Annotated in this window: 22 protein-coding genes; 16 read left to right on the top strand and 6 right to left on the bottom strand. The window is 72.4% G+C overall.

Annotation, left to right across the window (positions count from 1 at the left end):
• Nucleotides 1-4: 4 nt before the first annotated feature.
• Nucleotides 5-754, top strand: a complete 750-nt coding sequence (locus tag Ari01nite_RS05280; protein ID WP_203779859.1) for a gamma-glutamyl-gamma-aminobutyrate hydrolase family protein — start codon at nucleotides 5-7, stop codon at nucleotides 752-754.
• A gap of 179 nt (nucleotides 755-933) precedes the next feature.
• A complete protein-coding gene (locus Ari01nite_RS05275) occupies nucleotides 934-4,563 on the top strand; it encodes a SpoIIE family protein phosphatase (RefSeq protein WP_203779857.1) in 3,630 nt (1,209 codons plus the stop codon).
• On the opposite strand, the gene Ari01nite_RS05270 is transcribed toward Ari01nite_RS05275, so the two are convergent.
• Nucleotides 4,553-4,870: an STAS domain-containing protein gene (locus Ari01nite_RS05270; RefSeq protein ID WP_203779856.1), complete on the bottom strand. Its 318-nt coding sequence runs from the start codon at nucleotides 4,868-4,870 to the stop codon at nucleotides 4,553-4,555. The genes Ari01nite_RS05275 and Ari01nite_RS05270 overlap by 11 nt on opposite strands.
• 121 nt (nucleotides 4,871-4,991) lie before the next feature.
• On the opposite strand from Ari01nite_RS05270, the gene map reads away from it, so the two are divergent.
• Nucleotides 4,992-5,849: a type I methionyl aminopeptidase gene (map, locus tag Ari01nite_RS05265; protein ID WP_203779855.1), complete on the top strand. Its 858-nt coding sequence runs from the start codon at nucleotides 4,992-4,994 to the stop codon at nucleotides 5,847-5,849.
• Nucleotides 5,846-6,544 (top strand): VIT1/CCC1 transporter family protein, encoded by a 699-nt coding sequence (locus Ari01nite_RS05260; RefSeq protein WP_239162490.1) that lies wholly within the window; start codon nucleotides 5,846-5,848, stop codon nucleotides 6,542-6,544. Before map ends, Ari01nite_RS05260 begins: the two co-directional genes overlap by 4 nt.
• A gap of 12 nt (nucleotides 6,545-6,556) precedes the next feature.
• Here Ari01nite_RS05260 and Ari01nite_RS05255 read toward each other — a convergent pair whose 3' ends face one another.
• From Ari01nite_RS05255 to Ari01nite_RS05245, 3 genes are read right to left on the bottom strand one after another with little or no spacing between them, the layout of a single operon-like run.
• A complete protein-coding gene (locus tag Ari01nite_RS05255) occupies nucleotides 6,557-7,282 on the bottom strand; it encodes a nucleotidyltransferase domain-containing protein (protein WP_203779853.1) in 726 nt (241 codons plus the stop codon).
• 53 nt (nucleotides 7,283-7,335) lie between these two features.
• Entirely contained in the window at nucleotides 7,336-7,761 is a 426-nt protein-coding gene (locus Ari01nite_RS05250) for a ferritin-like domain-containing protein (RefSeq protein ID WP_203779852.1), read from the bottom strand.
• Nucleotides 7,758-8,204, bottom strand: coding sequence for a hypothetical protein (locus Ari01nite_RS05245; RefSeq protein ID WP_203779851.1), 447 nt, complete (start codon nucleotides 8,202-8,204; stop codon nucleotides 7,758-7,760). Before Ari01nite_RS05245 ends, Ari01nite_RS05250 begins: the two co-directional genes overlap by 4 nt.
• Nucleotides 8,205-8,380: 176 nt before the next feature.
• Here Ari01nite_RS05245 and rimP point away from each other — a divergent pair, with 176 nt between their 5' ends.
• From rimP to truB, 10 genes are all read left to right on the top strand, one after another.
• A complete protein-coding gene (rimP, locus tag Ari01nite_RS05240) occupies nucleotides 8,381-9,010 on the top strand; it encodes a ribosome maturation factor RimP (protein WP_203779850.1) in 630 nt (209 codons plus the stop codon).
• The gene (nusA, locus tag Ari01nite_RS05235) at nucleotides 9,007-10,041 is read left to right on the top strand and encodes a transcription termination factor NusA (protein WP_203779848.1); all 1,035 of its coding nucleotides are present in this window, start codon (nucleotides 9,007-9,009) and stop codon (nucleotides 10,039-10,041) included. The genes rimP and nusA overlap by 4 nt, the downstream gene beginning before the upstream one ends.
• The gene (locus Ari01nite_RS05230; protein WP_438872145.1) at nucleotides 10,019-10,420 is read left to right on the top strand and encodes a YlxR family protein; all 402 of its coding nucleotides are present in this window, start codon (nucleotides 10,019-10,021) and stop codon (nucleotides 10,418-10,420) included. Before nusA ends, Ari01nite_RS05230 begins: the two co-directional genes overlap by 23 nt.
• A 92-nt stretch (nucleotides 10,421-10,512) precedes the next feature.
• Nucleotides 10,513-13,593 (top strand): translation initiation factor IF-2, encoded by a 3,081-nt coding sequence (infB, locus tag Ari01nite_RS05225; protein WP_203779845.1) that lies wholly within the window; start codon nucleotides 10,513-10,515, stop codon nucleotides 13,591-13,593.
• Nucleotides 13,594-13,653: 60 nt separating this feature from the next.
• The gene (locus Ari01nite_RS05220; protein WP_203779843.1) at nucleotides 13,654-14,676 is read left to right on the top strand and encodes a TRM11 family SAM-dependent methyltransferase; all 1,023 of its coding nucleotides are present in this window, start codon (nucleotides 13,654-13,656) and stop codon (nucleotides 14,674-14,676) included.
• Between the two features lie 33 nt (nucleotides 14,677-14,709).
• Complete coding sequence (locus Ari01nite_RS05215) at nucleotides 14,710-15,003, top strand: DUF503 domain-containing protein (protein ID WP_203779841.1); 294 nt, start codon at nucleotides 14,710-14,712, stop codon at nucleotides 15,001-15,003.
• A 99-nt stretch (nucleotides 15,004-15,102) separates the two neighbouring features.
• Nucleotides 15,103-15,573 (top strand): 30S ribosome-binding factor RbfA, encoded by a 471-nt coding sequence (gene rbfA, locus Ari01nite_RS05210; RefSeq protein ID WP_203779839.1) that lies wholly within the window; start codon nucleotides 15,103-15,105, stop codon nucleotides 15,571-15,573.
• Nucleotides 15,570-16,598, top strand: coding sequence for a DHH family phosphoesterase (locus tag Ari01nite_RS05205; protein WP_203779838.1), 1,029 nt, complete (start codon nucleotides 15,570-15,572; stop codon nucleotides 16,596-16,598). Before rbfA ends, Ari01nite_RS05205 begins: the two co-directional genes overlap by 4 nt.
• Before the next feature lie 1,240 nt (nucleotides 16,599-17,838).
• The gene (locus tag Ari01nite_RS05200) at nucleotides 17,839-19,176 is read left to right on the top strand and encodes an MATE family efflux transporter (protein WP_203779836.1); all 1,338 of its coding nucleotides are present in this window, start codon (nucleotides 17,839-17,841) and stop codon (nucleotides 19,174-19,176) included.
• A 67-nt stretch (nucleotides 19,177-19,243) separates the two neighbouring features.
• Nucleotides 19,244-20,125, top strand: coding sequence for a tRNA pseudouridine(55) synthase TruB (gene truB / locus Ari01nite_RS05195; RefSeq protein ID WP_203779834.1), 882 nt, complete (start codon nucleotides 19,244-19,246; stop codon nucleotides 20,123-20,125).
• A 10-nt stretch (nucleotides 20,126-20,135) separates the two neighbouring features.
• Here the strand turns inward: truB and Ari01nite_RS05190 are convergent, their stop codons facing one another.
• Nucleotides 20,136-20,525 (bottom strand): response regulator, encoded by a 390-nt coding sequence (locus Ari01nite_RS05190; RefSeq protein WP_203779832.1) that lies wholly within the window; start codon nucleotides 20,523-20,525, stop codon nucleotides 20,136-20,138.
• The gene (locus tag Ari01nite_RS05185) at nucleotides 20,522-23,164 is read right to left on the bottom strand and encodes an ATP-binding response regulator (protein WP_203779830.1); all 2,643 of its coding nucleotides are present in this window, start codon (nucleotides 23,162-23,164) and stop codon (nucleotides 20,522-20,524) included. The genes Ari01nite_RS05190 and Ari01nite_RS05185 overlap by 4 nt, the downstream gene beginning before the upstream one ends.
• 82 nt (nucleotides 23,165-23,246) lie before the next feature.
• On the opposite strand from Ari01nite_RS05185, the gene Ari01nite_RS05180 reads away from it, so the two are divergent.
• A complete protein-coding gene (locus Ari01nite_RS05180; protein WP_203779828.1) occupies nucleotides 23,247-24,179 on the top strand; it encodes a bifunctional riboflavin kinase/FAD synthetase in 933 nt (310 codons plus the stop codon).
• A 111-nt stretch (nucleotides 24,180-24,290) separates the two neighbouring features.
• Nucleotides 24,291-24,560 (top strand): 30S ribosomal protein S15, encoded by a 270-nt coding sequence (gene rpsO / locus Ari01nite_RS05175; protein WP_203779826.1) that lies wholly within the window; start codon nucleotides 24,291-24,293, stop codon nucleotides 24,558-24,560.
• Nucleotides 24,561-24,612 lie beyond the last annotated feature (52 nt).

Here is a 24,612-nt window from a genome sequence, read left to right as displayed (position 1 = left end):
CGGCATGCGCAGGCCCCTGATCGGCTTGACCGCGTACGCCCAGCAGGTGCAGTACGGCAACAACGATCTCCTGGCGGGGATGCTCCCCATGACGTACGTGAAGGCCGTGCACGCGACCGGTGGCCGGGCCGTACTGATCACGCCGGACGACCCGGGTACCGACGTCCTCGACTCGCTGGACGGCATCGTCTTCAGCGGCGGCGGTGACATCGACCCGGCGCTGTGGGGGGCCGAGCCGCATCCGGAGACCGACGTCGACCCGGTGCGGGACGCGTCCGAGCTGCTGCTGATGCGCGCCGCGCTCGACCTCGACCTGCCGATCCTCGGGGTGTGCCGGGGCCTGCAGGTGATGGCGGTGGCGAGCGGCGGCTCACTGCACCAGCACCTGCCCGACGTGATCGGCCACGACCGGCACCGGGCGTCGTCCGGCACCGACCCGCTGGCCGCGGACGCCTCCGCGTACGGCCGGCATGACGTCGTGGTGCGGCCGGGCTCGCGGGCGCACGCGCTGCTCGGCGGGTCGATGACCGTCAACTCGTTCCACCACCAGGCGATCGACGACCCGGGCACGTTCACGCCGGTGGGCTGGTGCCCCGACGACCGGGTGATCGAGATTGTGGAGGACCCGGAGCGCTCGTTCGCGCTGGGCGTCCAATGGCATCCGGAGCGCACCGCTGACCTGCGGGTCTTCGCCGCGCTGGCGCAGGCCGCCGCGGTCCGGGCGGGGCTGTCCCACGTGTCGGTCGCGGCGTGACCCGGCGCTGACCCGGCGGCCCGGTGCGGCCGGATGGGCCACCCGGCCGGCCGCTGCGGCGGGTGCTGCCGTTGCCGGTGGTCGACGGTGTGGTCGCGTACCGGCAAAGGGGTTTCTTGCGGTGTTACCGTGCAGAACCACAAGCGGTGAACCGGTTTCGAAGATGTGCGGGAGGGCCGATGGGCGCTGCGAACGGGAGCGCCCGGAACGGCAGCAACGAAATCGACGTGCTGCCCCGGCGGTTGCGGACGGCGCTCGAACGCGGTGGCGAGATGGGCCGCCGGATCCTGGAGCTGGACTGGTCGGACAGCCCGCTCGGACCGCCGCACGAGTGGCCCGACGAGCTCGCTCACGCGGTCGCCACCATGCTCGCCTCCCGGGCTCAGATCATCATCTTCTTCGGGCCGGAGTACTGCGTGCTCTACAACGACGGGTACATCCCGGTCGTGGGCGGCAAGCACCCGGACTACCTGGGCCGGCCCGGTCGGCAGTTGTGGGCCGAGGCCTGGTCGGTGCTGCAGGAGCTGTTCGACGGGGTGCGCACGAGCGACACCGCGTTCTTCGCCGGCGACCACCCCTTTCTGCTGGAGCGGCACGGGTTCCTGGAGGAGACCTACTTCGACATCTCCTACGACCCGATCCGGAACGCGACCGACGAGGTCACCGGGGTGTTCTGCATCGTCAACGAGACCACGGTGCGGGTGCTCGGCGAGCGGCGGGTGGGCACGCTGAGCGCGCTGGGGTCGCGGCTGGCCGACTCGCCGGACGAGGCCGCCCTGGTCGCCGAGGCGGCCGCGGTGTTCGCCGAGAACCACGCCGACGTCCCGTATGCGCGGCTGCTGCTCGACCCGGCCGGCATGACCGAGCAGGTGCGCGCCGTGGTGAGCGGCGGGCGGTCCGGCACGGCGCGGCTGCGCGGGATCACCGACGACCCGCCGCCGACGGCCGCGGACGAGGCGCTGGTGCTGCCGGTCGGCACCGGAGTCACGGTGGACGGTGCGCTGGTGGTGGGGGTGAGCCGGTTCCTGGCCCTGGACCAGGGTTACCGCGATTTTCTCCAGCTGGCGGTGGCGCAGATCTCCCGGGCGGTGACCAACCTGCGGGCGTACGAGCAGGAGCGGGCCCGGGCCGCGGCGCTCGCCGCGCTGGACCAGGCCAAGACCAACTTCTTCTCGAACGTGAGCCACGAGTTCCGCACTCCGCTCACCCTGATCCTGGGCCCGATCGACGACCTGCTCGACGACCCGGCCCTGGCGCCCGCGCACCGGGAGCGGCTGCTGCCCATGCAGCGCAACGGGCTGCGTCTGCTCAAGCTGGTCAACACGGTGCTGGACTTCTCGCGGCTGGAGTCGGGCCGGCTGCGCGCGGCGTACCGGCCGACCGACCTGGCCGCCTACACCGTGCGGCTGGCCAGCACGTTCCGCTCGGCCGCCGAACGCGCCGGGCTGGAGCTCGAGGTCGACCCGACGCCGCTGCCCGAGCCGGTCGTGATCGACCGGGACATGTGGGAGAAGATCGTCCTCAACCTGCTCTCCAACGCGGTCAAGTTCACCCCGGCCGGCCGGATCACGGTGCGGCTCACCGCCGAGGACGGTGACGCGGTGCTGTCCGTGCGGGACACCGGCGTGGGCGTGCCGGCCGCCGAGCAGGAGCGGCTGTTCGACCGCTTCCACCGGGTGACCGGCGCCTGGTCCCGCAGCCACGAGGGCACCGGGATCGGGCTCGCGCTGGTGCGCGAGCTGGCCGAGCTGCACGGCGGGTCGGTGGGCGCGGCCAGCGAGATAGGGCAGGGCAGCCTTTTCACCGTACGCATTCCGTTCGGCACCCGGCACCTGCCGCCGGACCGGATCGGCGAGGACGAGGCGCTGGTCGTCTCGGACGAGGCGTCCCGGCCGTTCCTGGCCGAGGCGTCGTCCTGGCTGCGCGACGAGGTCGTGCCGGAGCCGGTCGCCGAGACCCGGCCGGGCCGGATTCTGCTGGTCGACGACAACGCCGACCTGCGCGACCACGTCGCCCGGCTGCTGCGCCCGCACTGGGAGGTGAGCACCGCCGAGGACGGCCGGGCCGCGCTGGAACTGGCCGGCCGGCAGTCCTTCGACCTGGTGCTCACCGACATGATGATGCCCCGGCTGGACGGCTTCGGGCTGATCGCGGCGCTGCGGGCCGACGAGCGCACCCGGCAGGTGCCGATCGTGGTGCTCTCGGCCCGGGCCGGCGAGGAGGCCTCCGGCGAGGGTCTGGCCGCCGGCGCCGACGACTACCTGGTCAAGCCGTTCTCGGCCCGCGACCTGACCGCCCGGGTACGGGCCAACCTCGACCTCGGCCAGGCCCGCCGGCAGGTGATCAGCCGGCTGCGCGGCCTGGTCGACGCGGCCGCCGCGGTCAGCACCGTGCGTACCACGGCCGAGGTGCTCGACGTGGCGGCCCGGCACGTGCTGGCGATGACCGGGGCCGGCCGGGTGGTGGTCACCGCGCCCGGCGGCCGGGCCGAGGTGGACGGCGGCGCCGAACCGGCCGCGCCCGCCGACGTGCTGCTGGCCCTGCCGGACACGTCCGGCGCGACGGTGGGCGAGCTGCGGGTCTGGTCCGGATCGGAGGGTCCGCCGGAGCCGGCCGTGCTCACCCAGCTGGCCCGGCTCATCGGGCTGCGGCTGGAGAACGCCCGGCTCTACGAGGCCGAACACCGGATCGCCACCACGCTGCAGCACAGCATGCTGCCGCAGTCGCTGCCCCGGGTGCCGGGCGCCCAGGTGGCCAGCCGGTACCTGCCGGGCAGCAGCGAGGCCGAGGTCGGCGGTGACTGGTACGACGTGATCGTCGCCGCCAATTCTCCCGGGTCTTCCGCGCCGGGAGGCGCTGGTAGCGACACAGCCGGGTTGTTCCTGGTGATCGGTGACGTGGTGGGCAAGGGGGTGCAGGCGGCGGCCGGGATGGGGCAGCTGCGCAACGCCCTGCGCGCGTACATCCTCGAGGGTTTCGACTGCGGCGAGGCGCTGACCCGGCTGAACCGGCTGGTCGACAACCTGGGCCGGCGGCAGTTCGCCACCGTGGTGTGCGCCCGCTTCGACCCGGTGAGCCGCCGGCTGCACTACTCGTCGGCCGGGCACCCGCCGCCGGTGCTGGTGCGGCCCGGGTCGGCCGGGGAGTTCCTCTACCACACCGCGCTGGGCCCGCCGATCGGCGCGCTCGGCGATGTCAGCTACCCGACGTTCGCGACCGAACTCGAACCGGGCAGCCGGCTGCTGCTCTACACCGACGGCCTGGTCGAGGACCGCCGCACCGGCATCGACGCCGGTCTCGCCGAGCTGGTCGAGGACACCGCCAAGCCGGCCGACCACGTCGAGGACCTGCTCGAGACGCTGCTGGCCAAGGCGGCCCGGCGCACCCGGCGGGACGACATCGCGCTGATCGCGCTGCAGTCCACCGAGGCCCGCGAGTTCGTCCTGCGGCTGCCGTCGGACGCGACCAAGCTGAGCGTGCTGCGCCGCCGGCTGGAGGATTTCCTGGTCGGGCACGGTGTGCCCGAGGAGGACATCTTCGACCTGACGGTGGCGGTCTCGGAGGCCGCGGCCAACGCCATCGAGCACCCGATCGACCCGGCCGAGCCGATGATCACGGTGGAGGCGGCGATCGAGGACGACGACGCCGCCGTCGTGGTGATCGTGCGGGACACCGGGCACTGGCGGACCGCATCGTCGGGCGGGTTCCGCGGGCGGGGGCTGGCGCTGATCGGGGCGCTGACCGAGCTGGCGGTGTCGCGGGCGGACGGCGGGACGTCGGTGACCCTGCGGCGGCCCTTTACTCGCTGAGCAGCCAGGGCTGAGTCGACAGGCCGGAGATTTCCAGTACGCGGCGGACCTGGGCGGACGGGTGCACCCGCAGCCCGGCGCCGTAGCGTTCGGCCAGCCGGAGCAGGGCGTGGATGGCGGCCGAGTCGAAGAAGGTGACGGCGCGCAGGTCGAGCGTGGCCTGTGCGGTGGCCGGGTCGTCGGTGGCGGCGCGGAACATGGCGTCGGCGGTCGACATGTCGACCTCGCCGGTCACGGTCACCACGACCTGGTCGCCGGTCACCGCCGCGGTCGCGGTGAAGTCGGGGTCCACCCCCTCTTGATCCACGAAGACACGATTTCACAGGGGTCGGGGGCCAGCAAGAACCGGGCCAATAAGGTCAACCGACCTGTTACCGTGCCGCGGCCGCCCGGCTCCTCGCCGACGGCCCCGGCGATAGGCTGGGGCTATGACCGTTCGCGCTCCACTGGTGCCGGGAAAGCAGTCGCCCTGGCGGGCGGTCCCGGCCCCGATCGTCCGACCCGAGTACGTGGGCAAGAAGCGCCCGAAAGAGTGGCGCGGCTCGCACGTGCAGACACCCGAGACCATCGACCGGATGCGGGTCGCGGGACGGATCGCGGCGCAGGCGACGCAGCTCGCCGGCGAACACTGCAAGCCGGGCGTCACCACCGACGAGATCGACCGGGTGGTGCACGAGTTCATCCTCGACCACGGTGCCTACCCGTCCACCCTGGGCTACAAGGGCTTCCCGAAATCGTGCTGCACGTCGCTCAATGAGGTGATCTGCCACGGCATCCCGGACTCGACGGTGCTCGAGGACGGCGACATCATCAACGTCGACGTGACCGCGTACCTCGACGGCGTGCACGGCGACACCGACGCGACGTTTCTGGTCGGCGACGTGAGCGAGGAGGCGCGCCTGCTGGTCGAGCGCACCCACGAGGCGATGATGCGCGGCATCCGCGCGGTCGCCCCGGGCCGCCCGATCAACGCGATCGGCCGCGTCATCGAGGCGTACGCGCGCCGCTTCGGCTACGGGGTGGTCCGCGACTTCACCGGCCACGGCATCGGCGAGACGTTCCACTCCGGCCTCTACATCCCGCACTACGACAACCCGCGCCTCGACACGGTCATGGAACCCGGGATGACCTTCACCATCGAGCCGATGATCACGCTGGGCACCCACGAGTACGAGATATGGTCCGACGGCTGGACGGTCGTCACCAAGGACCGCAGGTGGACCGCGCAGTTCGAGCACACCCTGGTGGTCACCGAGGACGGCTACGAGATCCTCACCCTGCCGTGACCGCGGTCGCCGACCATCACCACGCCGACGTCTCCGGCGGCTGGCTGCGCGCCGCCACCTTCGGCGCGATGGACGGCCTGGTCACCAACATCGCCCTGATCGCCGGGGTGGGCGGCGGCGGGGCGGGCCACCGCACGCTGGTCCTCACCGGGGTGGCGGGCCTGGTGGCGGGCGCGATCTCGATGGGCATCGGCGAATACACCAGCGTCCGTACGCAGAACGAGCAGGTCGCCGCCGAACTCGCCAAGGAACGGCACGAACTCGCGGTCAACCCGGACGGCGAGGCGGACGAGCTGGTCGCGATGTGGACGGCGCGCGGCCTGCCGGCGGAGCTGGCCCGGCAGGTGGCCGAGACCCTGAAGGCCGATCCGGAGCAGGCGCTGCGGGTGCACGCCCAGGAGGAGTTGGGCGTGGTGCCGGACGAACTGCCCAGCCCGTGGGTGGCGGCGGTGTCCTCGTTCGGGTGTTTCTCGGTGGGTGCGCTGGTGCCGTTGCTGCCGTACCTGGTGGGAGTGGACCGGCTCTGGGTGGCGCTGGCGGCCGGGGGAGCGGGGCTGTTCGCGGCGGGCGTGGTGGTGGCGCGATTCACGGCGCGGCCGTGGTGGCGGAGCGGGTTGCGGCAGTTGGTGCTGGGCGCGCTGGCGGCGGCGGTGACGTACGGGATCGGCGCCTGGATCGGTGTGGGGGTCGCCTGAGGCTCCGCGGGGTCAGGCGAACAGGTCGGCCAGCGGGCCGTCGACCGGGCGGCCCCGGGCGGTCAGCTCCTCGGACTGCTCCTTCAGGACCGCGCTCAGCTGCTGCATGTCGGCGCCGGCCACCCCGGTGCGCTTGACCGCGTCGGCGGCGTTCCGGAAATACGTGCGGGTCAGCAGGCCGGTGACCAGGGCCGCGTGCAGCCGGGCCTCGGCGATCATCACGAGCGCGGCGTCCGTCTCGTACCACTCGGCGAGGCGCACGGCACGGGTGTGTGCGGCCGAGGCCAGGGCCCAGTTGTGCCGGGCCAGCGAGGTGAACTCGGCCGGGCGGGTTTCGGCGAGCCGGGCCAGGTGGGCATCGCGCAGCTTGCCGAACCAGCCGCGCGGGTCGTGCAGCGCGCGGGTGGTCACGTAGCGGTCGGCGTCCAGCGGCCAGCGGGAGGTCAGCTCGCGGGCCCGGCGCAGGCCCTCGTCGCCGGCGACCACCTCCAGGTCGACCAGGGTGCCGTCCACCTTGCGCAGTGCGGGCCGCGGGCCGGCCCCGGGGCGGTAGGTGACCACCAGCAGGTTGACGTCGCTGCCGTCGTGGTCGTCGCCGTGCGCCAGCGAACCGTGCACACCGATCGCCTGCACCTCCGCCGACCAGCGCCGTTCGATCACGTCCCGCAGGCGCGTGGCCAGCATCCCGCGGGGCGAGGTTGGGTCGATCTCGTCGAGCACGCCGTCATTCTCGGTCATCCATGTTTCTACGGAAGGTAGTCAACACCGAGCGGGAAAACGGACAGTTCTCCTCAGCCGGGCCGGCCGGGGAATGCCAGCGTCACGGGGCTCACCTCGGCCAGCCGGCGCCACTTGGTGGCGCGGATCGCCGCGTCGGTGAGAGCGGCCAGCGCGGTGCTCCGGTCGGCCGCCGTGGTGACCGGCAGCACCGGCCGCCAAGCCTGGCACACACCGTCCTCGACCTGGATCGCGAGCTTCAGCGCGGCGGCCCGGTCGGTCACCGGGAACGGCAGTTCGTAGCCGGCCGGCGAGGGTGCCGCGCTGGCCTTCAGCTGGTCGAGCCGGCCGACCAGGTAGTCCCGCCGCGAGCGGTGCGCCTGCTCGGCCGCGCGCGCCGCCGACTCCTCGCCCTCCTCGGCCAGCCGCACGCCGACCACGCCGTACGCGTAGATCGCCGCCTCCTCGGCCGCCAGCGCCGCGGCCAGTTGCGGGCTCATCGCAGCGCCTCGGCGTGGGTCGCCCGGCAGGCCGCTATCGAGCCGACCAGGGCGGCCCGATCGGCGGGCGCGGTCCGGCAGGCGGTCACCGCGTTCCTCTGCGCGGCCTGCTCGAGGGCCCGCAGGTCGGCGATGAGGTCCGCGGCGCCGGCGCTGGGCACCGGTCCGGCGGCCGACGGTGCCGGGGTGTCGATGATCCGGGCCAGTTCGGCGGCGTGTGCGCGGTGGTCCTCGGCGAGCGGGGTGAGGCGGCCGGCCAGGCCGGGCTGGGCCACGACCGCGCGGTCGTACGCGGCCGCCAGGGCGAGCGCCTCGGTCAGCACCGGCAGTAGCGGGTCGGGCGGCGGGGGCGGGGCCTCCTCCTGGTCGCAGCCGGCCAGGGAAGTGAGGCCGAGGGCCGTCGCTGTCAGCACCGTCCGTCGCGTGGGTCCCGTCCTGCTCATCCGCACCGGGTAAGTGAACACCACGGGGCACGGGCGGTGAGCTGCGGATGGCGCGGAATCGGAGCGGCGGCGAACCGGGCTGTTGCCGTGCGCGTTACGCTCTGCGTCAGCCGCGGGGCTTTGCGCCCGGCGGCATAAGGTGCTTTCCTTCTACAAATCAGCGAAAGGTCGAGCCGATGACGCAGCGTGGTCGCGCCGGCGCCCGGCCTGGCAGCCGTCCCGGGGCCCGGCGGTCGCGGGACGAGGCGGAGCAGCGGGTTCCCGCGGCTCCGCGCATCGACCTGGTGGCCGCCAAGGCCCGGGTCCGGCAGGTGATCGAGCCCGTGCTGACCGCGGCCGGTTACGACCTCGAGGATCTGGTGATCAGCCGGGCCGGCCGGCGGCATCTGGTGCGGGTCCTGGTGGACACCGACGGGGGAATCAATCTGGACGACGTCGCGGTGGTCTCGCGGGAGATCTCGGCGGCCCTGGACGAGGCCGAGGAACGTGGCGGTGAGGTGCTGGCCGGCGAGTATCAGCTCGAGGTCGGCTCGCCGGGCGTGGACCGGCCGCTCACCCTGCCACGGCACTGGCGGCGCAACCGCGGCCGGCTGGTCGCGGTCAACGGCCTCACCGGCCGGGTGGTCGACACCGACGACGCGGGCATCGTGCTCGACGTCGACGGGGTCCCGCGTTCTCTCACCTTTGCCGAACTTGGCCCGGGCCGGGTACAGATCGAGTTCAAGCGCCTGGACGAGGCCGACTTCGGCGACGCAGACGATGACGACGACATTGACGAAGACGACGAGGGGGAGGGCGAGGAGTGAACATCGACCTCGCGGCGCTGCGCGCACTGGAGCGCGAGCGGGAGATCCCGTTCGACACGATCCTCGCGGCCATCGAGACCGCGCTGCTGACCGCGTACCGGCACACCGAGGGTGCGCAGAGCCACGCCCGGGTGGAGATCGACCGCAAGTCCGGGGTCGCCACGGTGCTCGCCCAGGAGACCGACGCGGACGGCACGGTGGTGCGCGAGTGGGACGACACCCCGCACGACTTCGGCCGGATCGCCGCCATGACCGCCAAGCAGGTGATCCTCCAGCGGCTCCGGGAGGCCACCGACGAGCAGCACTTCGGTGAGTACGCGGGCCGCGACGGCGACCTGATCACCGGGATCGTGCAGGCCGACGCGGCACGGGCCGAGAAGGGCATCGTGACCGTCGACCTGGGCAAGATCGAGGCGGTCCTGCCGCAGTCCGAGCAGGTGCCCGGCGAGACGTACGAGCACGGGTCCCGGATCCGGGCCATCGTGGTGCACGTCGCCAAGGGCTTCCGCGGCCCGCAGGTCACCCTGTCCCGGTCGCACCCCGCGCTGGTCAAGAAGCTGTTCGCGCTCGAGGTGCCGGAGATCGCCGACGGCACCGTGGAGATCTCCGCGATCGCCCGTGAGGCAGGTCACCGTACCAAGATCGCGGTGCATTCGACGGTGTCCGGCGTCAATGCCAAGGGCGCCTGCATCGGCCCGATGGGCCAGCGGGTCCGGGCCGTGATGAGCGAGCTGCACGGTGAGAAGATCGACATCATCGACTGGTCGGAGGATCCGGCCCAGTTCGTCGGCAATGCCCTCTCGCCGGCGAAAGCCCTGCGTGTCGAGGTGGTGGACGCCGCCAGCCGGACCGCCCGGGTGACCGTTCCGGACTTCCAGCTGTCGCTCGCGATCGGCCGGGAGGGACAGAACGCCAGGCTGGCCGCGCGCCTGACCGGATGGCGGATCGACATCCGGCCGGACAACGAGCCAGCCCCGCCACCAGACCGGCCGGCACCGACGGATCGTGATGCGGCCGAGGCGGGAAGCTGACCGCATACGCGCCCGGGACGCGCGAGAGGTAGACTTTGCAATGGTCGGCCCGATACGCACCTGTGTCGGTTGCCGCGAACGCGCGCCGACCTTCGAGTTGATTCGGTTCGTCGCGGCCGGTAACGGGGTTGACCTCCGTCTCCAGCCCGATCCGAGCCGCCGACTGCCGGGCCGGGGAGCGCATCTGCATCCTGATCCGGCCTGCTTCGCGCTGGCAGAGCGGCGTCGCGCCTTCGGGCGAGCGCTGCGGCTCACCGGTGTTGCTGACACCGGGTTGCTGGCCGAGCACATCCGTACGGTCTCCATGCCGTATGGAACGACCGATGATCCGGCCCCGGTGGCCGGGTCACGACCCAGCAAGGTAGGACGACCCAGATGAGCACACGATGAAGTCCCTGAAATGAACAGGCTTCTAGTGCACGAGTGAGGTCGCTGCGGGTGCGCTCGCACGACCTCGAAGTGAGGAGTGCAGTGCCAGGCAAGGCCCGCGTACACGAGCTCGCGAAGGAGCTCGGGGTCGACAGCAAGACCGTTCTCGCCAAGCTCAAAGAGATGGGCGAGTTCGTCAAATCCGCGTCCAGCACGGTCGAGGCCCCGGTGGCCCGGCGGTTGCGTGGTGCCCTCGAGGAAGGCTCCGCTCCGGCGGCCTCCCCCTCGGCGGCATCCAGCGCCCCCGCTCCCGCCGCCGCTCGTCCGGCACCGCCCAGCGCGCGGCCGCAGCCGCCGCGCCGGCCCGCCGCCCCGGCCGGGGGTGCGCCCAGCGCGCCCACGTCCCCGGCGCCGGCACCCGGCCCGTTCGCGCGCCCCAAGCCGCCCGCCGGCCGGCCAGGTCCCACGCCGGGACCGGTCGCCAAGCCGGCGAGCGCGCACGACATCGAGGTCGCGGCCGCCGAGGCGCGTGCCTCGGCGCTCAAGGCCGAGCAGGAGGCCGCCGTCAAGGCTGCCCAGGCTGCTCAGGCCGCCCGCACGCGCGACGCCGAGCGTCGCGCCCAGCAGCCGCCGTCCGAGGGTGGCTCACGTCCGCGTCCGGGTCCCGGCGCGGTCCCACCGCGGCCCGGTTCCCCGGCCGCCGGTCGTCCGGGTGCGCCCGGCGCCCCCGGTGGTCCGCGGCCCGGTCCGGCCGGTGGCGCACCGCGTCCCCCGGCTCGCGGTCCCGGTAACAACCCGTTCGGCGTCTCCGGTGGGGCCTCGCGGCCCTCGCCCTCGGCGATGCCGCGTCCCAACCAGGCGGGCATGCCGCCGCGGCCCAGCCCGGCGTCGATGCCGCCGCGGCCGAGCCCCGCGTCCATGCCCTCGCAGCGTCCCGGCCGTCCCGCCGGTCCCGGTGGCGGTGGCGCCGGTCGTCCCGGCGGTCCCGGTGGCGGTCGTGGCGGTCCCGGTGGCGGTGGCGGCGGCGGCGGTTTCCGTCCCGGTGGCGGCGGTGGCGGCGGCGGTGGCGGTGGCTTCCGCGGCGGTCCCGGCGGCGGTGGCGGCGGCGGCGGCGGTGGCGGTTTCCGTCCCGGCGGCGGTGGCGGCGGTGGCGGTGGCTTCCGCGGCGGTCCCGGCGGTGGCGGTGGCGGTGCTCCGGCTGGTGCCGGCGCTCCGGGCCGTCCCGGTGGCGGCGGTCGTGGTCGCGGCGGCGGTGCGGCGGGTGCCTTCGGGCGTCCCGGCGGCCGGCCGACCCGTGGCCGCAAGTCCAAGAAGCAGCGGCGTCAAGAGTTCGACAACCTGTCGGCGCCGCAGATGAGCTCGGGCGCGCCCCGGGGTAACGGCCAGGAGATCCGGCTGTCCCGCGGTGCGTCGCTCTCGGACTTCGCCGACAAGATCAACGCGAACCCCGGTTCGCTGGTCCAGGAGATGTTCAACCTGGGCGAGATGGTGACGGCGACCCAGTCGTGTTCCGACGACACGCTGCTGCTGCTCGGCGAGCACCTGGGCTTCGACGTGCAGATCGTCAGCCCCGAGGACGAGGACCGCGCGCTGCTGGCGCAGTTCAACATCGACCTCGACGCCGCGGTGGACGAGGACCGGCTGGTCACCCGGCCGCCGGTGGTGACCGTCATGGGTCACGTCGACCACGGTAAGACGAAGCTGCTCGACGCGATCCGCAAGACCAACGTGGTCGCCGGCGAGGCGGGTGGCATCACCCAGCACATCGGCGCCTACCAGGTCCACTACGAGCACGCCGGGGTCGACCGGGCGATCACGTTCCTGGACACCCCGGGTCACGAGGCGTTCACCGCCATGCGTGCCCGTGGTGCCCAGGTGACCGACATCGTCATTCTGGTGGTCGCGGCGGACGACGGCGTGATGCCGCAGACGGTCGAGGCGTTGAACCACGCCAAGGCCGCCGAGGTGCCGATCGTCGTGGCGGTCAACAAGGTCGACAAGCCGGACGCCAACCCGGACAAGGTGCGTCAGCAGCTGACCGACTACGGCCTGCTCGCCGAGGAATACGGCGGCGAGACCATGTTCGTCAACGTGGCGGCCAAGCCCGGCATCGGCATCGACGAACTGCTCGAGGCCGTCCTGCTGACCGCCGACGCGTCGCTGGAGCTGACCGCTCCGACCGACGGGCCGGCGCAGGGTGTCGTGGTCGAGTCGCACCTGGACAAGGGCCGCGGTGCGGTCGCCACCGTCCTGGTGCAGAAGGGCACGCTGCGGGCCGGCGACTCGATCGTGGCGGGCGGCGCGCACGGCCGCGTCCGCGCCATGCTCGACGAGAACGGCAAGTCCGTGGCCGCGGCCGAGCCGGCGCGTCCGGTCCTGGTGCTGGGTCTCACCTCGGTGCCGGGTGCGGGCGACACGTTCCTCGCGGCCGAGGACGACCGAACCGTGCGGCAGATCGCCGAGCAGCGGCAGGCTCGCCGCCGCGCGGCGAGCTTCGCCAACTCGCGGACCCGGGCGACCCTCGAGACGCTCATGGAGCAGCTCAAGGAGGGCGAGAAGACCTCGCTCACCCTGGTCATCAAGGGCGACTCGTCCGGTTCGGTCGAGGCCCTCGAGGATGCGCTGTTCAAGATCGAGATTCCGGACGAGATCCAGCTCAAGGTCATCCACCGCGGTGTCGGTGCGATCACCGAGAGCGATGTGAACCTGGCGAGCGCGTCCTCGGACTCGACCGCCACGATCATCGGTTTCAACGTCCGGGCCTCGAACAAGGTCAAGGACATGGCCGACCGGGCGAACGTGGAGATCCGCTACTACAGCGTGATCTACCAGGCCATCGAGGAGATCGAGGCCGCGCTCAAGGGCCTGCTCAAGCCGGAGTACGAGGAGGTCGAGCTGGGCACCGCGGAGATCCGCGAGGTCTTCCGCTCGTCCAAGATCGGTCTCATCGCCGGCTGTATGGTCCGCACCGGTCTGCTCCGCCGCAACGCCAAGGCTCGCGTCCTGCGGGACGGCGTCGTGGTGGGCGAGAACGTCACGATCAGCTCGCTGCGCCGGTTCAAGGACGACGCCACCGAGGTCCGTGAGGGCTTCGAGTGTGGTCTGACGCTGAGCGGGTTCGGCACGCCGCAGATCGGCGACGTGATCGAGACCTTCGAGATGCGCGAGAAGCCGCGGGCGTAACCGCTCACGGCGAGGCCCCCGGCACCTTGGTGCCGGGGGCCTTCTCGCAAAATGGCACCCATGTCCCGGTACGCTCTGCTGCTAGCTCCCTCCGCCAACCGCGTCTACGCCGACCAGGCCGCGCGCCTGGCCATCGCCGAGGTGGCCGCCTTCGCCGCCACCGGCCGTCCCGACATCTCGGAAATATCCGTGGATATCATCGGCGGCGTCGAGTATCTCGTCTTCACCGGCGATCTCAGCGAGCGCGACATTTCGTACCTGTCTAATTTGTCGTCGGGGTTTGCGCTCTTCGAACGGGTGGATGACCTCCTCCGGCCGCTCGTCCTCGACCCGCTGGCCCGCTACGACAGCGACCTGATCACCATCCCGAAGTACGCCGGCAAGACCAACGAGCAGTTCACCAAGCTCGTGCTCAACCTGACCCTGCTGGCCTCGGCGGCACGCGACCGGATGCTCGACGGCCCGGTCACCGTCCTCGACCCGCTGTGCGGCCGCGGCACCACCCTCAACCAGGCATTGATGTACGGATACGACGCGGTGGGCGTGGAGATCGACGGGAAGGACGTCGAGGCGTACAAGCTCTTTCTCCAGACCTGGCTCAAACGCAAGCGGCTCAAGCACACCGCCGACCTGGTCCCGGTACGCCGGCAGGGCCGTCGCGCCGCCCGCCGGCTCGAGGTGACGATGGCGGCCAGCAAGGACGACCACCGGGCCGGCGCGGTGCAGAAGGTGACCGTGCTGCACGCCGACACCACCCAGCTGGACGGGCTGCTGCGCGGCGGGGTGGCGGACGTGCTGGTCACCGATCTGCCGTACGGGGTGGCGCACGGCAGTTACGACGACGGGGGCGGTCTGTCCCGCAGCCCGCTCGACCTGCTGGAGCGGGCCGTGCCGCAGTGGCTGCCGTTGCTGCGTCCCGGTGCGGCCCTCGGGCTGTCCTGGAACCTCAAGGTGGCCAAGCGCGAACTGGCCGAGGACATCCTGCGGGCGAACGGGTTGGCGATCGTCGAGCAGCAGCCGCTGGCCCACCGGGTCGACCAGGGCATCGAGCGCGACGTGCTGGTAGCTCGGAAACCCGGCTGAAACTCCCGGCCGACGGCGATACCCTGCTGGCTGATGTTTACCGAAACCGCAGTGTTCGACCTCCTCCTGCCCGGCGACTCCCGGTCGCTCAAGCAGAAGCGTTCCTACCTCCGTCCCATCGTGGCCATGCTGAAGAAGTACGACGTCAGCGTCGCCGAGGTGGGCCTGCACGAGTTGCACGGCCGGGCCCAGATCGGGGTGGCCGTGGTGGCCGGCGAGCTGGCCCAGGCCCGTGCCGTGATCGACACCTGCGAAAACCAGGTGGCCGGCCGCCCCGAGATCGAACTGTTGTCGGTGCGCCGGCGGGTCCACGGCGACGACGACTGACCGGGCCTGCGGGACGTTCAGTCGCAGCATGTCGTGGGTAGGCTTCAGCAGTTGGGCGGGGTTGTCGACCCGCGGGTATCACAGTCGGAGGTGGGCGATATGTCAGACCCGGCCAAGACGCGCCGTCATGCGGAGCGCGTCAGGGAACTGGTGGCGTCGCTGGTACGTGAGATCAAGGACCCCCGGCTCGGCATGGTGACGATCACGGACGCCCGGATCACCGGCGATCTGCGCGAGGCGACCGTCTACTACACGGTTCTGGGTGACGTCACCGAGCAGGCAGCGACCCAGGCCGCCCTGGAGAGCGCCAAGGGCATGCTGCGCAGCCGCGTCGGCCACGCCCTCGGCCTGCGGCACTCGCCCAGCCTGGCCTTCGTGCTGGACAACGTGCTGGACCAGGCCAAGGAGATCGACGATCTGCTGGCCGAGGCCCGCCTGCGCGACCAGGAGGTTCAGCGGCTGGCCGCCGGCAAGCAGTACGCGGGCGACCCCGACCCGTACAAGTCCGAGGACGAGGACGAGGACGACGAGGACGCCGAACGGGTCGGCGCACGCGAGGACCTCGGGTGACGGCTTCCTCGGGCACGCCCGGGGCAGTCACCGCAGCGGAGTGGTCCGCGGCCGTCTCGGCGGTCCGCGGGCTTGCTCCCGGTGACGACGTCCAGCTCATCTGCCACGTGAACCCGGACGGGGACGCGCTCGGCAGCATGCTGGGCTTCGGCTTGGCGCTGCGCAGGCTCGGCGTGACCCGCCTGCGCGCGACGTTTCCGGGCGAGTTCGAGGTGCCCACCCCGTACCAGGCCCTCCCCGGTTTTGATCTTTTGACCCCGGAGAGCGGCGCCTTCGGAGCGCCGGCGCTGGTGATGACCTTCGACGTGGCGGCGGAGTCCCGCCTCGGTGACCTCGAGGCCCTGGTGACGGCCGCGCCCTGCTCGATCGTGGTCGACCACCACGCGTCGAACACCGGCTTCGGCCGGATCAACCTGGTGGACCCGCGCGCGGCCGCGACGTCGGTGGTGGTCGACGGCCTGATCGAGCGCCTGGCCGTGCCGCTCGACCGGGACATCGCGGAAAACCTGTACGTGGCGCTGGCCACCGACACCGGCTCGTTCAAGTTCGACATGACGACGCCCGAGGTGCATCGGCTGGCGGCCCGCCTGATCGCGACCGGCATCAGCCCCGGCGAGATCTCCCGCCGCACGTTCGACAACCGCCCGTTCGGCGCCATGAAGATCGCCGGCGAGGTGCTGGGCCGGGCCACGCTCGAGCCGTCGGCCGCGGGCGGTCTCGGCATGGTGTGGACGTGGGCGACCCAGGAGGATCTGGCGAGGTACGCGCAGCGCCCGTACGTCCTGGACACCCTGATCGACCCGATCCGGAGCGTCGCCGAGGCGGACGTGGCCGTGGTGGTCAAGGAGATCACGGCGGCCGCGTGGGCGGTGTCGCTGCGCAGCAAGGGCGCGGTCGACGTGGGCCGGGTGGCGGTGGCGCTCGGCGGCGGCGGGCATCGGCTGGCGGCCGGATTCACCGGGCGGGGCACGCCGGAGGACGTGGTGGCCGCGGTCCGCTCCGAACTGGACAACCACCTGCTCTGAGGCTCCGCTCACCGCCGGCGGGGCCACGCGGTGTCCCGGCGCTCCGTCGTAACCGGCTTTGGCTGCCGTTCGCCTCGCCCGGCCTGTGCTGCCGCCCGCCACGGATCTTGGAGCTGCACACGCTCGGCCGTCGCGATGTTCACTTCTGCGCGGTTGAGCTGATGACGAAAGCTTGCGAGCGTGACCGCCTGGCGTTCGTCGCTCGGGTCACAATCTTGAGGACAACTGACGCGGCGTTATGGCCGCAACGCGGCTTTTGGTCCGGCCGAACAGGCCGGCACGTGGACTGATCGTCCACTTCGCAGGATGGCGGCCGCCATGCGGGATCGGGTCTCGGCCCTGCGGGCGCAGTGTCCATTCGTTGGAAGCGCAGCGCGGGTCGGGGATCACCATGCCCGCTCTCGCCGAGGTGGCGCTGACGCCGCTCTCGCCGGCACCGGGACGGACGCGTCGGGCGGGTGTCGCCTCGGGTGCAAACTGGCAAATCAGTCAAATCATCAACGCGGTAGTTGGGCGGTGGTGCGGCGGGTGGTTGGCGGGGACGCGGGACGCGGTTGTGCGGCGGGGTTGGCGGTTGTGCGGCGGGGTTGGCGGTTGTGGGGCGGGGTTGGCGGTTGTGCGGCGGGGTTGGCGGTTGTGCGGCGGGTTGGCGGTTGTCCGGCAGGGTGGTCGGCGGCCTGGTGTGAGGGCTTCGGGTGGGTGGAATCCGGGGCATGGGTGGTCGGAGGGTTGATTTTGGGACGGCGCGGTGGAGTGGCGGTGCGTTTTTGCAGTTGGTGAAGGGATTGGAGGGGCGGCGGGGTATTTCTGGGGGCCGCTCGTTCGTCTCGATGGGTGGGAACTACCGGAACAGGGGCGGAACTGAACGATAGTTTGGTCCTTAACGGTGATTTGGTTTTGCGTGGCGGGACCACCGCTCGTCGTGAGACCTCGAGCCACCCGGGTTTACCGACTCGGGCTGCGTCACTTTCGCCAAGCGTCCGGCGATCCCGGACCGGCACCGTGACGCCCCGCTCGACCATTGCTTCGGGCCGTGCCGCTGTGCCGCGCCCGCCCACCGTGGAAGGACCACGACCATGGCTGCCAAGCCCAAGCCGCAGAACACCGACGAAGCCCGCGAGCAGGCGCGCCGCGCCCTGCAGACCTCGCTGGACACCCGCCAGTAGTTGGCCGGCACCGCATTTGGTAAGCACCTAGCTCGATTGCACTCCTTACGGCCGGGCGGGCATCATGGATACCCATGAGCCCGTCTGCCCGGCCATCCCGCACAACGCCGCCGGTTTCTGACGCCGGGGCGCGGCGAATCGCGCAACTTGCGCTGCCGGCCCTGGTCGTGCTGGCGGCCGAACCTCTCTACGTCCTGGTCGACACCGCCGTCGTGGGGCACCTCGGTCCCGTTCCGCTGGCCGCGGTCGCGGTGGGTGGGACCGTCATGTCGCTGGCGGTCTGGATCGGGACGCTCATGGCGTACGGGACCACCGGCCGGGCGGCACGCCGGTTCGGGGCCGGGGACCGGGCCGCGGCGGTGGCCGAAGGGGTCCAGGCGTCGTGGCTCGCGCTCGGGGCGGGCGTACTCATGGCACTCGGCGCCCAGGCCGGCGCCGGACCGCTCGCGCACCTGCTCGCCGGGGATCCGATTGCGGCCGAAGCGGCGGCGGGCTGGCTGCGGATCGCCGCTCTCGGCGCGCCCGGGCTGCTGCTGGCCGCGGCCGGCAACGGGTGGATGCGCGGCGTCCAGGAGGTCCGGCGGCCGCTGCTCATCGTGCTCGGGGCGAACGTGCTGTCCGCGATCCTGTGTCCGGTCCTGGTCTATCCGCTCGGCTGGGGACTGACCGGCTCGGCGGTGGCCAACGTGGTGGCGCAGACCGTCGCCGGTGGATTCTTCCTGCTGGCCCTGGTGCGGGCGGCGCGGGCGCTGCGACCCCGGCCGCAGATCATGGTGCAGCAGTTGACCGTGGGGCGGGACCTGCTGATCCGGGGGGCCGCCTTCCAGGCGTGCTTCCTGTCGGCCACCGCGGTGGCGGCCCGGTTCGGGGTGGCCGCGGTCGGTGCCCATCAGATCGCGCTGCAACTCTGGTTCTTCTGCGCGCTCGCCCTGGACGCGGTGGCGATCGCGGCGCAGTCCCTGGTCGGGGCGGCGCTCGGTGCGGGGGACGCGGACGCGGCCCGGGACGTGGCCCGCCGGGTGACCGTGGCCGGTGGGGTGGCGGGCGCCGGGTTCGCGGTGCTCGCGGCCGCCGGGGCGGAGGTGGTGCCGGGCTGGTTCACCTCGGACGCCGGGGTGCACGCCCAAGCCGCCATCGTGTGGCCCTGGTTCGTGGGGCTGCTGCCGTTCGCCGGTGTCGTCTACGCCCTGGACGGGGTGCTGATCGGGGCCGGCGACGTCGGCTACCTGCGCAACGTCACGCTCGCCTCGGCGCTGCTCGGGTTCCTGCCGGCGATCTGGCTGGCGCACGCGTTCGGCTGGGGGCTGGGCGGCGTGTGGGCGGGGCTCGGGCTGTTCACGTTCGTGCGGTTCGGCGCCATGGTCTGGCGGTGGCGATCGGCCCGCTGGGCGGTGGTGGGCGTGGGCCGATGAGGGCGGCGTCGCGGGCGCGGTGCGGGGTGGGCCGCTGAGCTCGGGCGGGCGCACCTAAGGTGGGCGGGTGAGTGTGGACGGGCTGATCGTGGTGGACAAGCCGGCGGGGATGACCTCGCACGACGTGGTGGCGCGCATCCGGCGGCTGGCGAAGACGCGGCGGGTGGGGCACGGCGGCACGCTCGACCCGATGGCGACCGGGGTGTTGATCGTCGGGGTAAACCGGGCGACCCGGCTGCTCACGTACGTGATCGGTTCTGAGAAAAGCTATGCGGCGACCATCCGCCTCGGGCAGGCGACGGTCACCGACGACGCCGAGGGGGACGTGACCTCGACCGTCTCGGCCGCCCACGTCACCGACGCGGACGTGCACCAGGGACTGGCCGCGCAGCGCGGCGAGATCGACCAGGTGCCGAGCGCGGTGAGCGCCATCAAGATCAACGGCGAGCGGGCCTACAAGCGGGTGCGTGACGGTGAAACCGTCGAGTTGGCGGCCCGCCGGGTCACCGTCTCGCGGCTCGACGTGCTCGCGATCCGGCGCGGACCGGACACCGTGGACGTGGACGTCGAGGTGGACTGCTCGTCGGGCACCTACATCCGGGCCATCGCGCGAGACCTGGGTGCAGCACTCCGGGTGGGTGGGCATTTAACGGCATTGCGCCGTACGGCGGTGGGCGCGATCACGCTGGCCGAAGCCGTCACGCTCGAACAGTTGGAGGAACGGGCGCCGGACGTGGTCGGGCTGCCGCTCAGTGAGGCGGCCCGGCAGGCCTTCCCGCAGCGCACGGCCAGCGCCGACGAGGCCCGGGTGCTCAGCCACGGCGGGCCGCTCGAGCCGGTGGGCATCGAGGGGCCGTACGCCGTCTTCGGGCCGACCGGCGACGTGCTGGCGATCGTCTCCGAGCGGGCCGGCCGGGCGCGGGCCGAGATCGTGCTGGCGCCCGCCTAGGCCCGGCTCGCTAGGACAGGTGGCGCGCGACCGTCTCGACCAGGTCGGCGGCCGCGTACGGCTTGTCCAGGAAACCGTCGCACCCCGCCTCGATCGCGGCCGCCCGGTCCTGTGGCAGCACGCTGGCGGTCACCGCCACCACCACCGGCTTGCTCCGGCCGGCCGGCATGCCCTGGGTGGCCAGTTCGCGGGCCAGGGTCAGGCCGTTGCCGTCGGGCAGGTTCATGTCCAGCAGGATCAGGTCGACGTCCTCCTGGCCGAGCCGCTCCCGGGCGGCCGCCAGGCTGGTCGCGTCGAGCACCTCGGCGTCGCGCACCGCGGCCACCTCGGCCCGGGCCAGCACGGCCCGGACCAGGGTGCGGTTCAGTTCCTCGTCTTCGACCAGCAGGATGCGGCTCACGGTTCGTCCTTCTCGGTTGGCGGTGCCTCGGCGGTGGGCCGGGTGGACAGCAGCGGCGCCAGGTTTTCCCAGCCGGGGCCGCCGGACATGGCTTCGGCCACCACGCCGCCGGCCATCGCGGTGGCCACCAGCGGGGCGGGGTCGCCGTCGGCGAGGGCCGCGGCGCTCAGGCCCAGCACCGGGGTCTGCCGGGTGGTCGGGTCCTGTTCCAGGGCGGCCAGCAGGCTGAACCCGTCCACCTCGGGGGACTGCATGTCGCAGACGATCAGGTCGAACTCGCCGGAGCGGCTCAGCGCCAGGCCCTCCCGGCCGTCGGCGCAGGCCACCACGTCCGCGCCGCCGGCCCGCAGGCCTTCCTCGATGGCCTGGCGCACCGCGTCGTCATGGTCGACCACCAGCACCCGCGGTGCCGGGCGGGCGGCGATGGCGTTGGTCAGCGCGCTCAGCAGCCGGGGCTGGTCGACCGGTTTCACGAAGTAGTCGTTGGCGCCCAGGGCCAGCCCGGCCTGCGGGTCGTCGACGATGGTGGCGAAGAACACCGGGATGCCGGCCAGCCGGGCGTCCGCCTTGATCCGGCGGATCACCTCCCAGCCGTCGATGTCCGGCAGGAACACGTCCAGGACGATCGCGTCGGGCGGGGACGTCGCGGCGAACGCCAGCCCGGTCTCGCCGTCGCCGGCGACGTCCACCCGGTAGCCGGCGTTGCCCAGCTGGGTGCGCATCAGCTCGGCCGAGTGCGGGTCGTCCTCGATGAGCAGCACGTGCGGGCGGTTCCCCTCGGTGGGCTCGGCCCGGGACACCGGCGCGGCCGGCAGGCGTACGGTGAACTCGGAACCCGCGCCCAGCTCCGAGCGCAAGGTGATCTCCCCACCGTGCGCCTCGGTCAGCCGCTTGGTCAGCGCCAGCCCCAGGCCGGTGCCGGCCCGCTGCCGGTCCGGGTCACCGACCTGCTGGAACTCCTCGAAGACCCGGTCCAAGTCGTCCGGCGCGATGCCCACGCCGGTGTCCGCCACCGACACGAATGCGTGGTCGCCGTCGGCCCGGACGGTGACCGTGACCGAGCCGTCCTCCTCGGTGAACTTGATCGCGTTGGACAGCAGGTTCTCCGCGATCTGCCGGAACCGCACCCGGTCGGCCAGCGCGGTGACCGGCGGCAACGTGGTGTGCACCGTGAGCCGCTTGGTGCCGAACAGCGGGGCCAGGCCGGTGAGCAGCTCGGACACCGCGGTGTCCACCCGCAGCGGGGCGACCCGCAGGTCGAGCCGGCCGGCCTCGACCTTGGCCAGGTCGAGGATGTCGTTGATCAGGCCGAGGAGATGCCGGCCGCTGGTGTGGATGTGCTCGACCCACTCGGCCGGCACCCGGCGGCGGTCGCCGTCCGGCTCCTCCATCCGCATCAGGTCGCTGAACCCGATGATCGCGTTGAGCGGGGTGCGCAGCTCGTGGCTCATGTTGGCGAGGAACGCGCTCTTGGCCCGGTTGGCCTGGGTGAGCGCGTCGACCGAGGCGCTCAGCTCGTCGGCCAGCCGGCGCTGTGCCGCGGCCACCGCCTGACGCTCGGCCAGGATGCCGGCCTGGCCGCCGAGCGCCGCGAACAGTCGCAGATCGTCGTCCCGGAACAGGGTGCGGTGCCGGTTGAACAGCAGCACGGCGCCCTCGACGTCCGGCGGGACCGGCATGCTCAGCACCGTGACGAAGTCGTCGCGCAGGTCGTCGCCGTAGTGCGCGACCAGCGCGGGCGCGCCCTCGCGCAGCCGGGCCGGGCGGCCGGCCCGGATCAGCGCGGTGAGGTCGGCGGCACCCAGTTCGGCCGGGGTGGGCAGGTGCGGACCGGCGAACGCGGCCGGCGCGAGCTGGCCGTCGGCCCGCGGCATCAGCACCGACACCGCGTCCGCGCCGGTCTCCTCCCGCATGATGTCGGCGTAGATCTGCCAGGTCTCCTCCGGCGACTCGGCCGGTGCGCGCAGCAGCCGCTCGGTGATCCGCTGCGCCGCGGTGGCCGAGAACATCCGCCGCAGCCAGCGCGGCGGCAGGAAGGCGACCAGGTACGCGAGGCCGCTGGCCAGGGCGAGCACCCGGCTGGTGGCGGTGAGGACCGGGTTGGCGTTGATCGCGCCGAAGCCGATGAACACGATCATGCCGGCGAACGCGAGGGTGGCGCCGACCGCGGTCATCAGCCGGGCCCGGTTGGCGCCGGTGCGGGTGCGGGCCTTGCCGTACAGCAGGGCCGCGGCGACCACCTCGCTGAGCGCGAAGCCGAGCATCAGCGCGGTCAGCGCGTGCTCGCTCAGCGGGCGCGGGGCCAGCAGGATCGGGATGGCCAGGCCCAGGTAACCGCCCAGCATGATCCGGTCGAGCCAGCGCGGCACCGAGCGCAGCCGGGCGGCCAGCCGGACGGTGAGATACGGCTGCGCCAGCAGCACGGTGGTGGCCGCGATGCCGACCCAGGTGGGCAGGCCGCCGCTGGCCCGGCGGGCGATGTCGACGCCGAACAGCACCGCGCACGGCAGGAAGACCAGGGTGACGCTGCCCTGGAGCGAGTCGCGGCGGATCAGGTAGCCGATGAGGGCGCGCAGGAACAACACGGCGAAGGTGAACTCCGCCGCGAGCAGGACGAGAGCACTCCACTCCCTGTGCATATCGGTGCTAATCGTAGCGTTTCGGGCGCTTGGTAAGACCGATACGCTGTGCCCCGACGGCCGGAACGCGGAGGGGCGCGAGATGCAGCGGTGGCGGGGGTACGAATCGGTGCCCGGCGGGTGGGGCCGGTCGGTGGTCACGATCGGCGTCTTCGACGGCGTGCACCGGGGCCACCAGGCGATCATCGGGCACGCCGTGAAACGCGCCCGCGACCTGGGCATGCAGTCGGTGGTGATGACCTTCGACCCGCATCCGGCCGAGGTGGTGCGGCCCGGTTCGCACCCCGCGGTGCTGACCGAGCCGGTGCGCAAGGCCGAACTGATCGAGCAACTCGGCGTGGACGCGCTCTGCGTGGTGCCGTTCACCCCGGGGTTCTCCCAGCTCACGCCCGAGGCGTTCGTGCACGACGTGCTGGTCGAGGCGCTGCACGCGGCGAACGTGGTGGTCGGCGACAACTTCCGGTTCGGGCATCGCGCGGCCGGGGACGTGGCGCTGCTGGAGCGGCTGGGCCGGCAGTTCGGCTTCACCGTCGAGGAGGCGCCGCTCGTCTCGGAGAACGGTCTGGTCTTCTCCTCCACGTACATCCGCAGTTGCGTGGACGCCGGGGATGTCCGGGCCGCCGCCGCGGCACTCGGCCGGCCGCACCGCCTGGCCGGCGTCGTGGTACGCGGTGACCAGCGCGGCCGCGAGATCGGCTTCCCGACCGCCAACCTCATGACGCACCGGTACGCAGCGGTACCGGCCGACGGCGTGTACGCGGCCTGGCTGATCCGCGGCGGCGAGCACGCCGGACGGCTGCCGGCCAGCGTGTCGATCGGCACCAATCCCACCTTCTCCGGCCGGGAGCGCCGGGTCGAGGCGTACGTGCTCGACTTCGCGGGCGATCTCTACGGCGAGAAACTGAGCCTCGATTTCGTCGCTCACCTGCGCGAACAGCGGGTGTACGAGGGCATCGAGCCGCTCGTGGCGCAGATCCGCGAGGACGTCGAAGAGACCCGCGCGTTGCTGCACTGACCCCCTGATAAGGTGGTAATTACCGTTGGCTGACCAACGAGTGGTCCCGCGTGCCTGCCCGACGCCGCGGGTGCGGGATTGATCACACGGCAACACAGAATTTCGGAGAACATGGCGCTCGATCAAGAGACCAAGCACAAGATCATCGACGAGTACAAGGCGCAGGACGGCGACACCGGTTCGCCCGAGGTCCAGGTCGCGATGCTCACCAAGCGGATCGCCGACCTGACCGAGCATCTCAAGGTGCACAAGCACGACCACCACAGCCGGCGTGGCCTGCTGCTGCTGGTCGGCCGCCGGCGCCGGCTGCTCAACTACGTGCAGAAGAAGGACATCCAGCGTTACCGGTCGCTCATCGAGCGGCTCGGCCTGCGCCGATGACCTGACGGGGGAGTGGCCCGCCCGGGCCGCTCCCCCGCGCTTTACCAGCCCC

This window comes from Paractinoplanes rishiriensis, assembly GCF_016862375.1.
GTDB lineage: Bacteria > Actinomycetota > Actinomycetes > Mycobacteriales > Micromonosporaceae > Actinoplanes > Actinoplanes rishiriensis.
The sequence above is the reverse complement of the archived record's forward strand: the minus strand, read 5'-3'. Positions and strand labels throughout refer to the sequence as shown.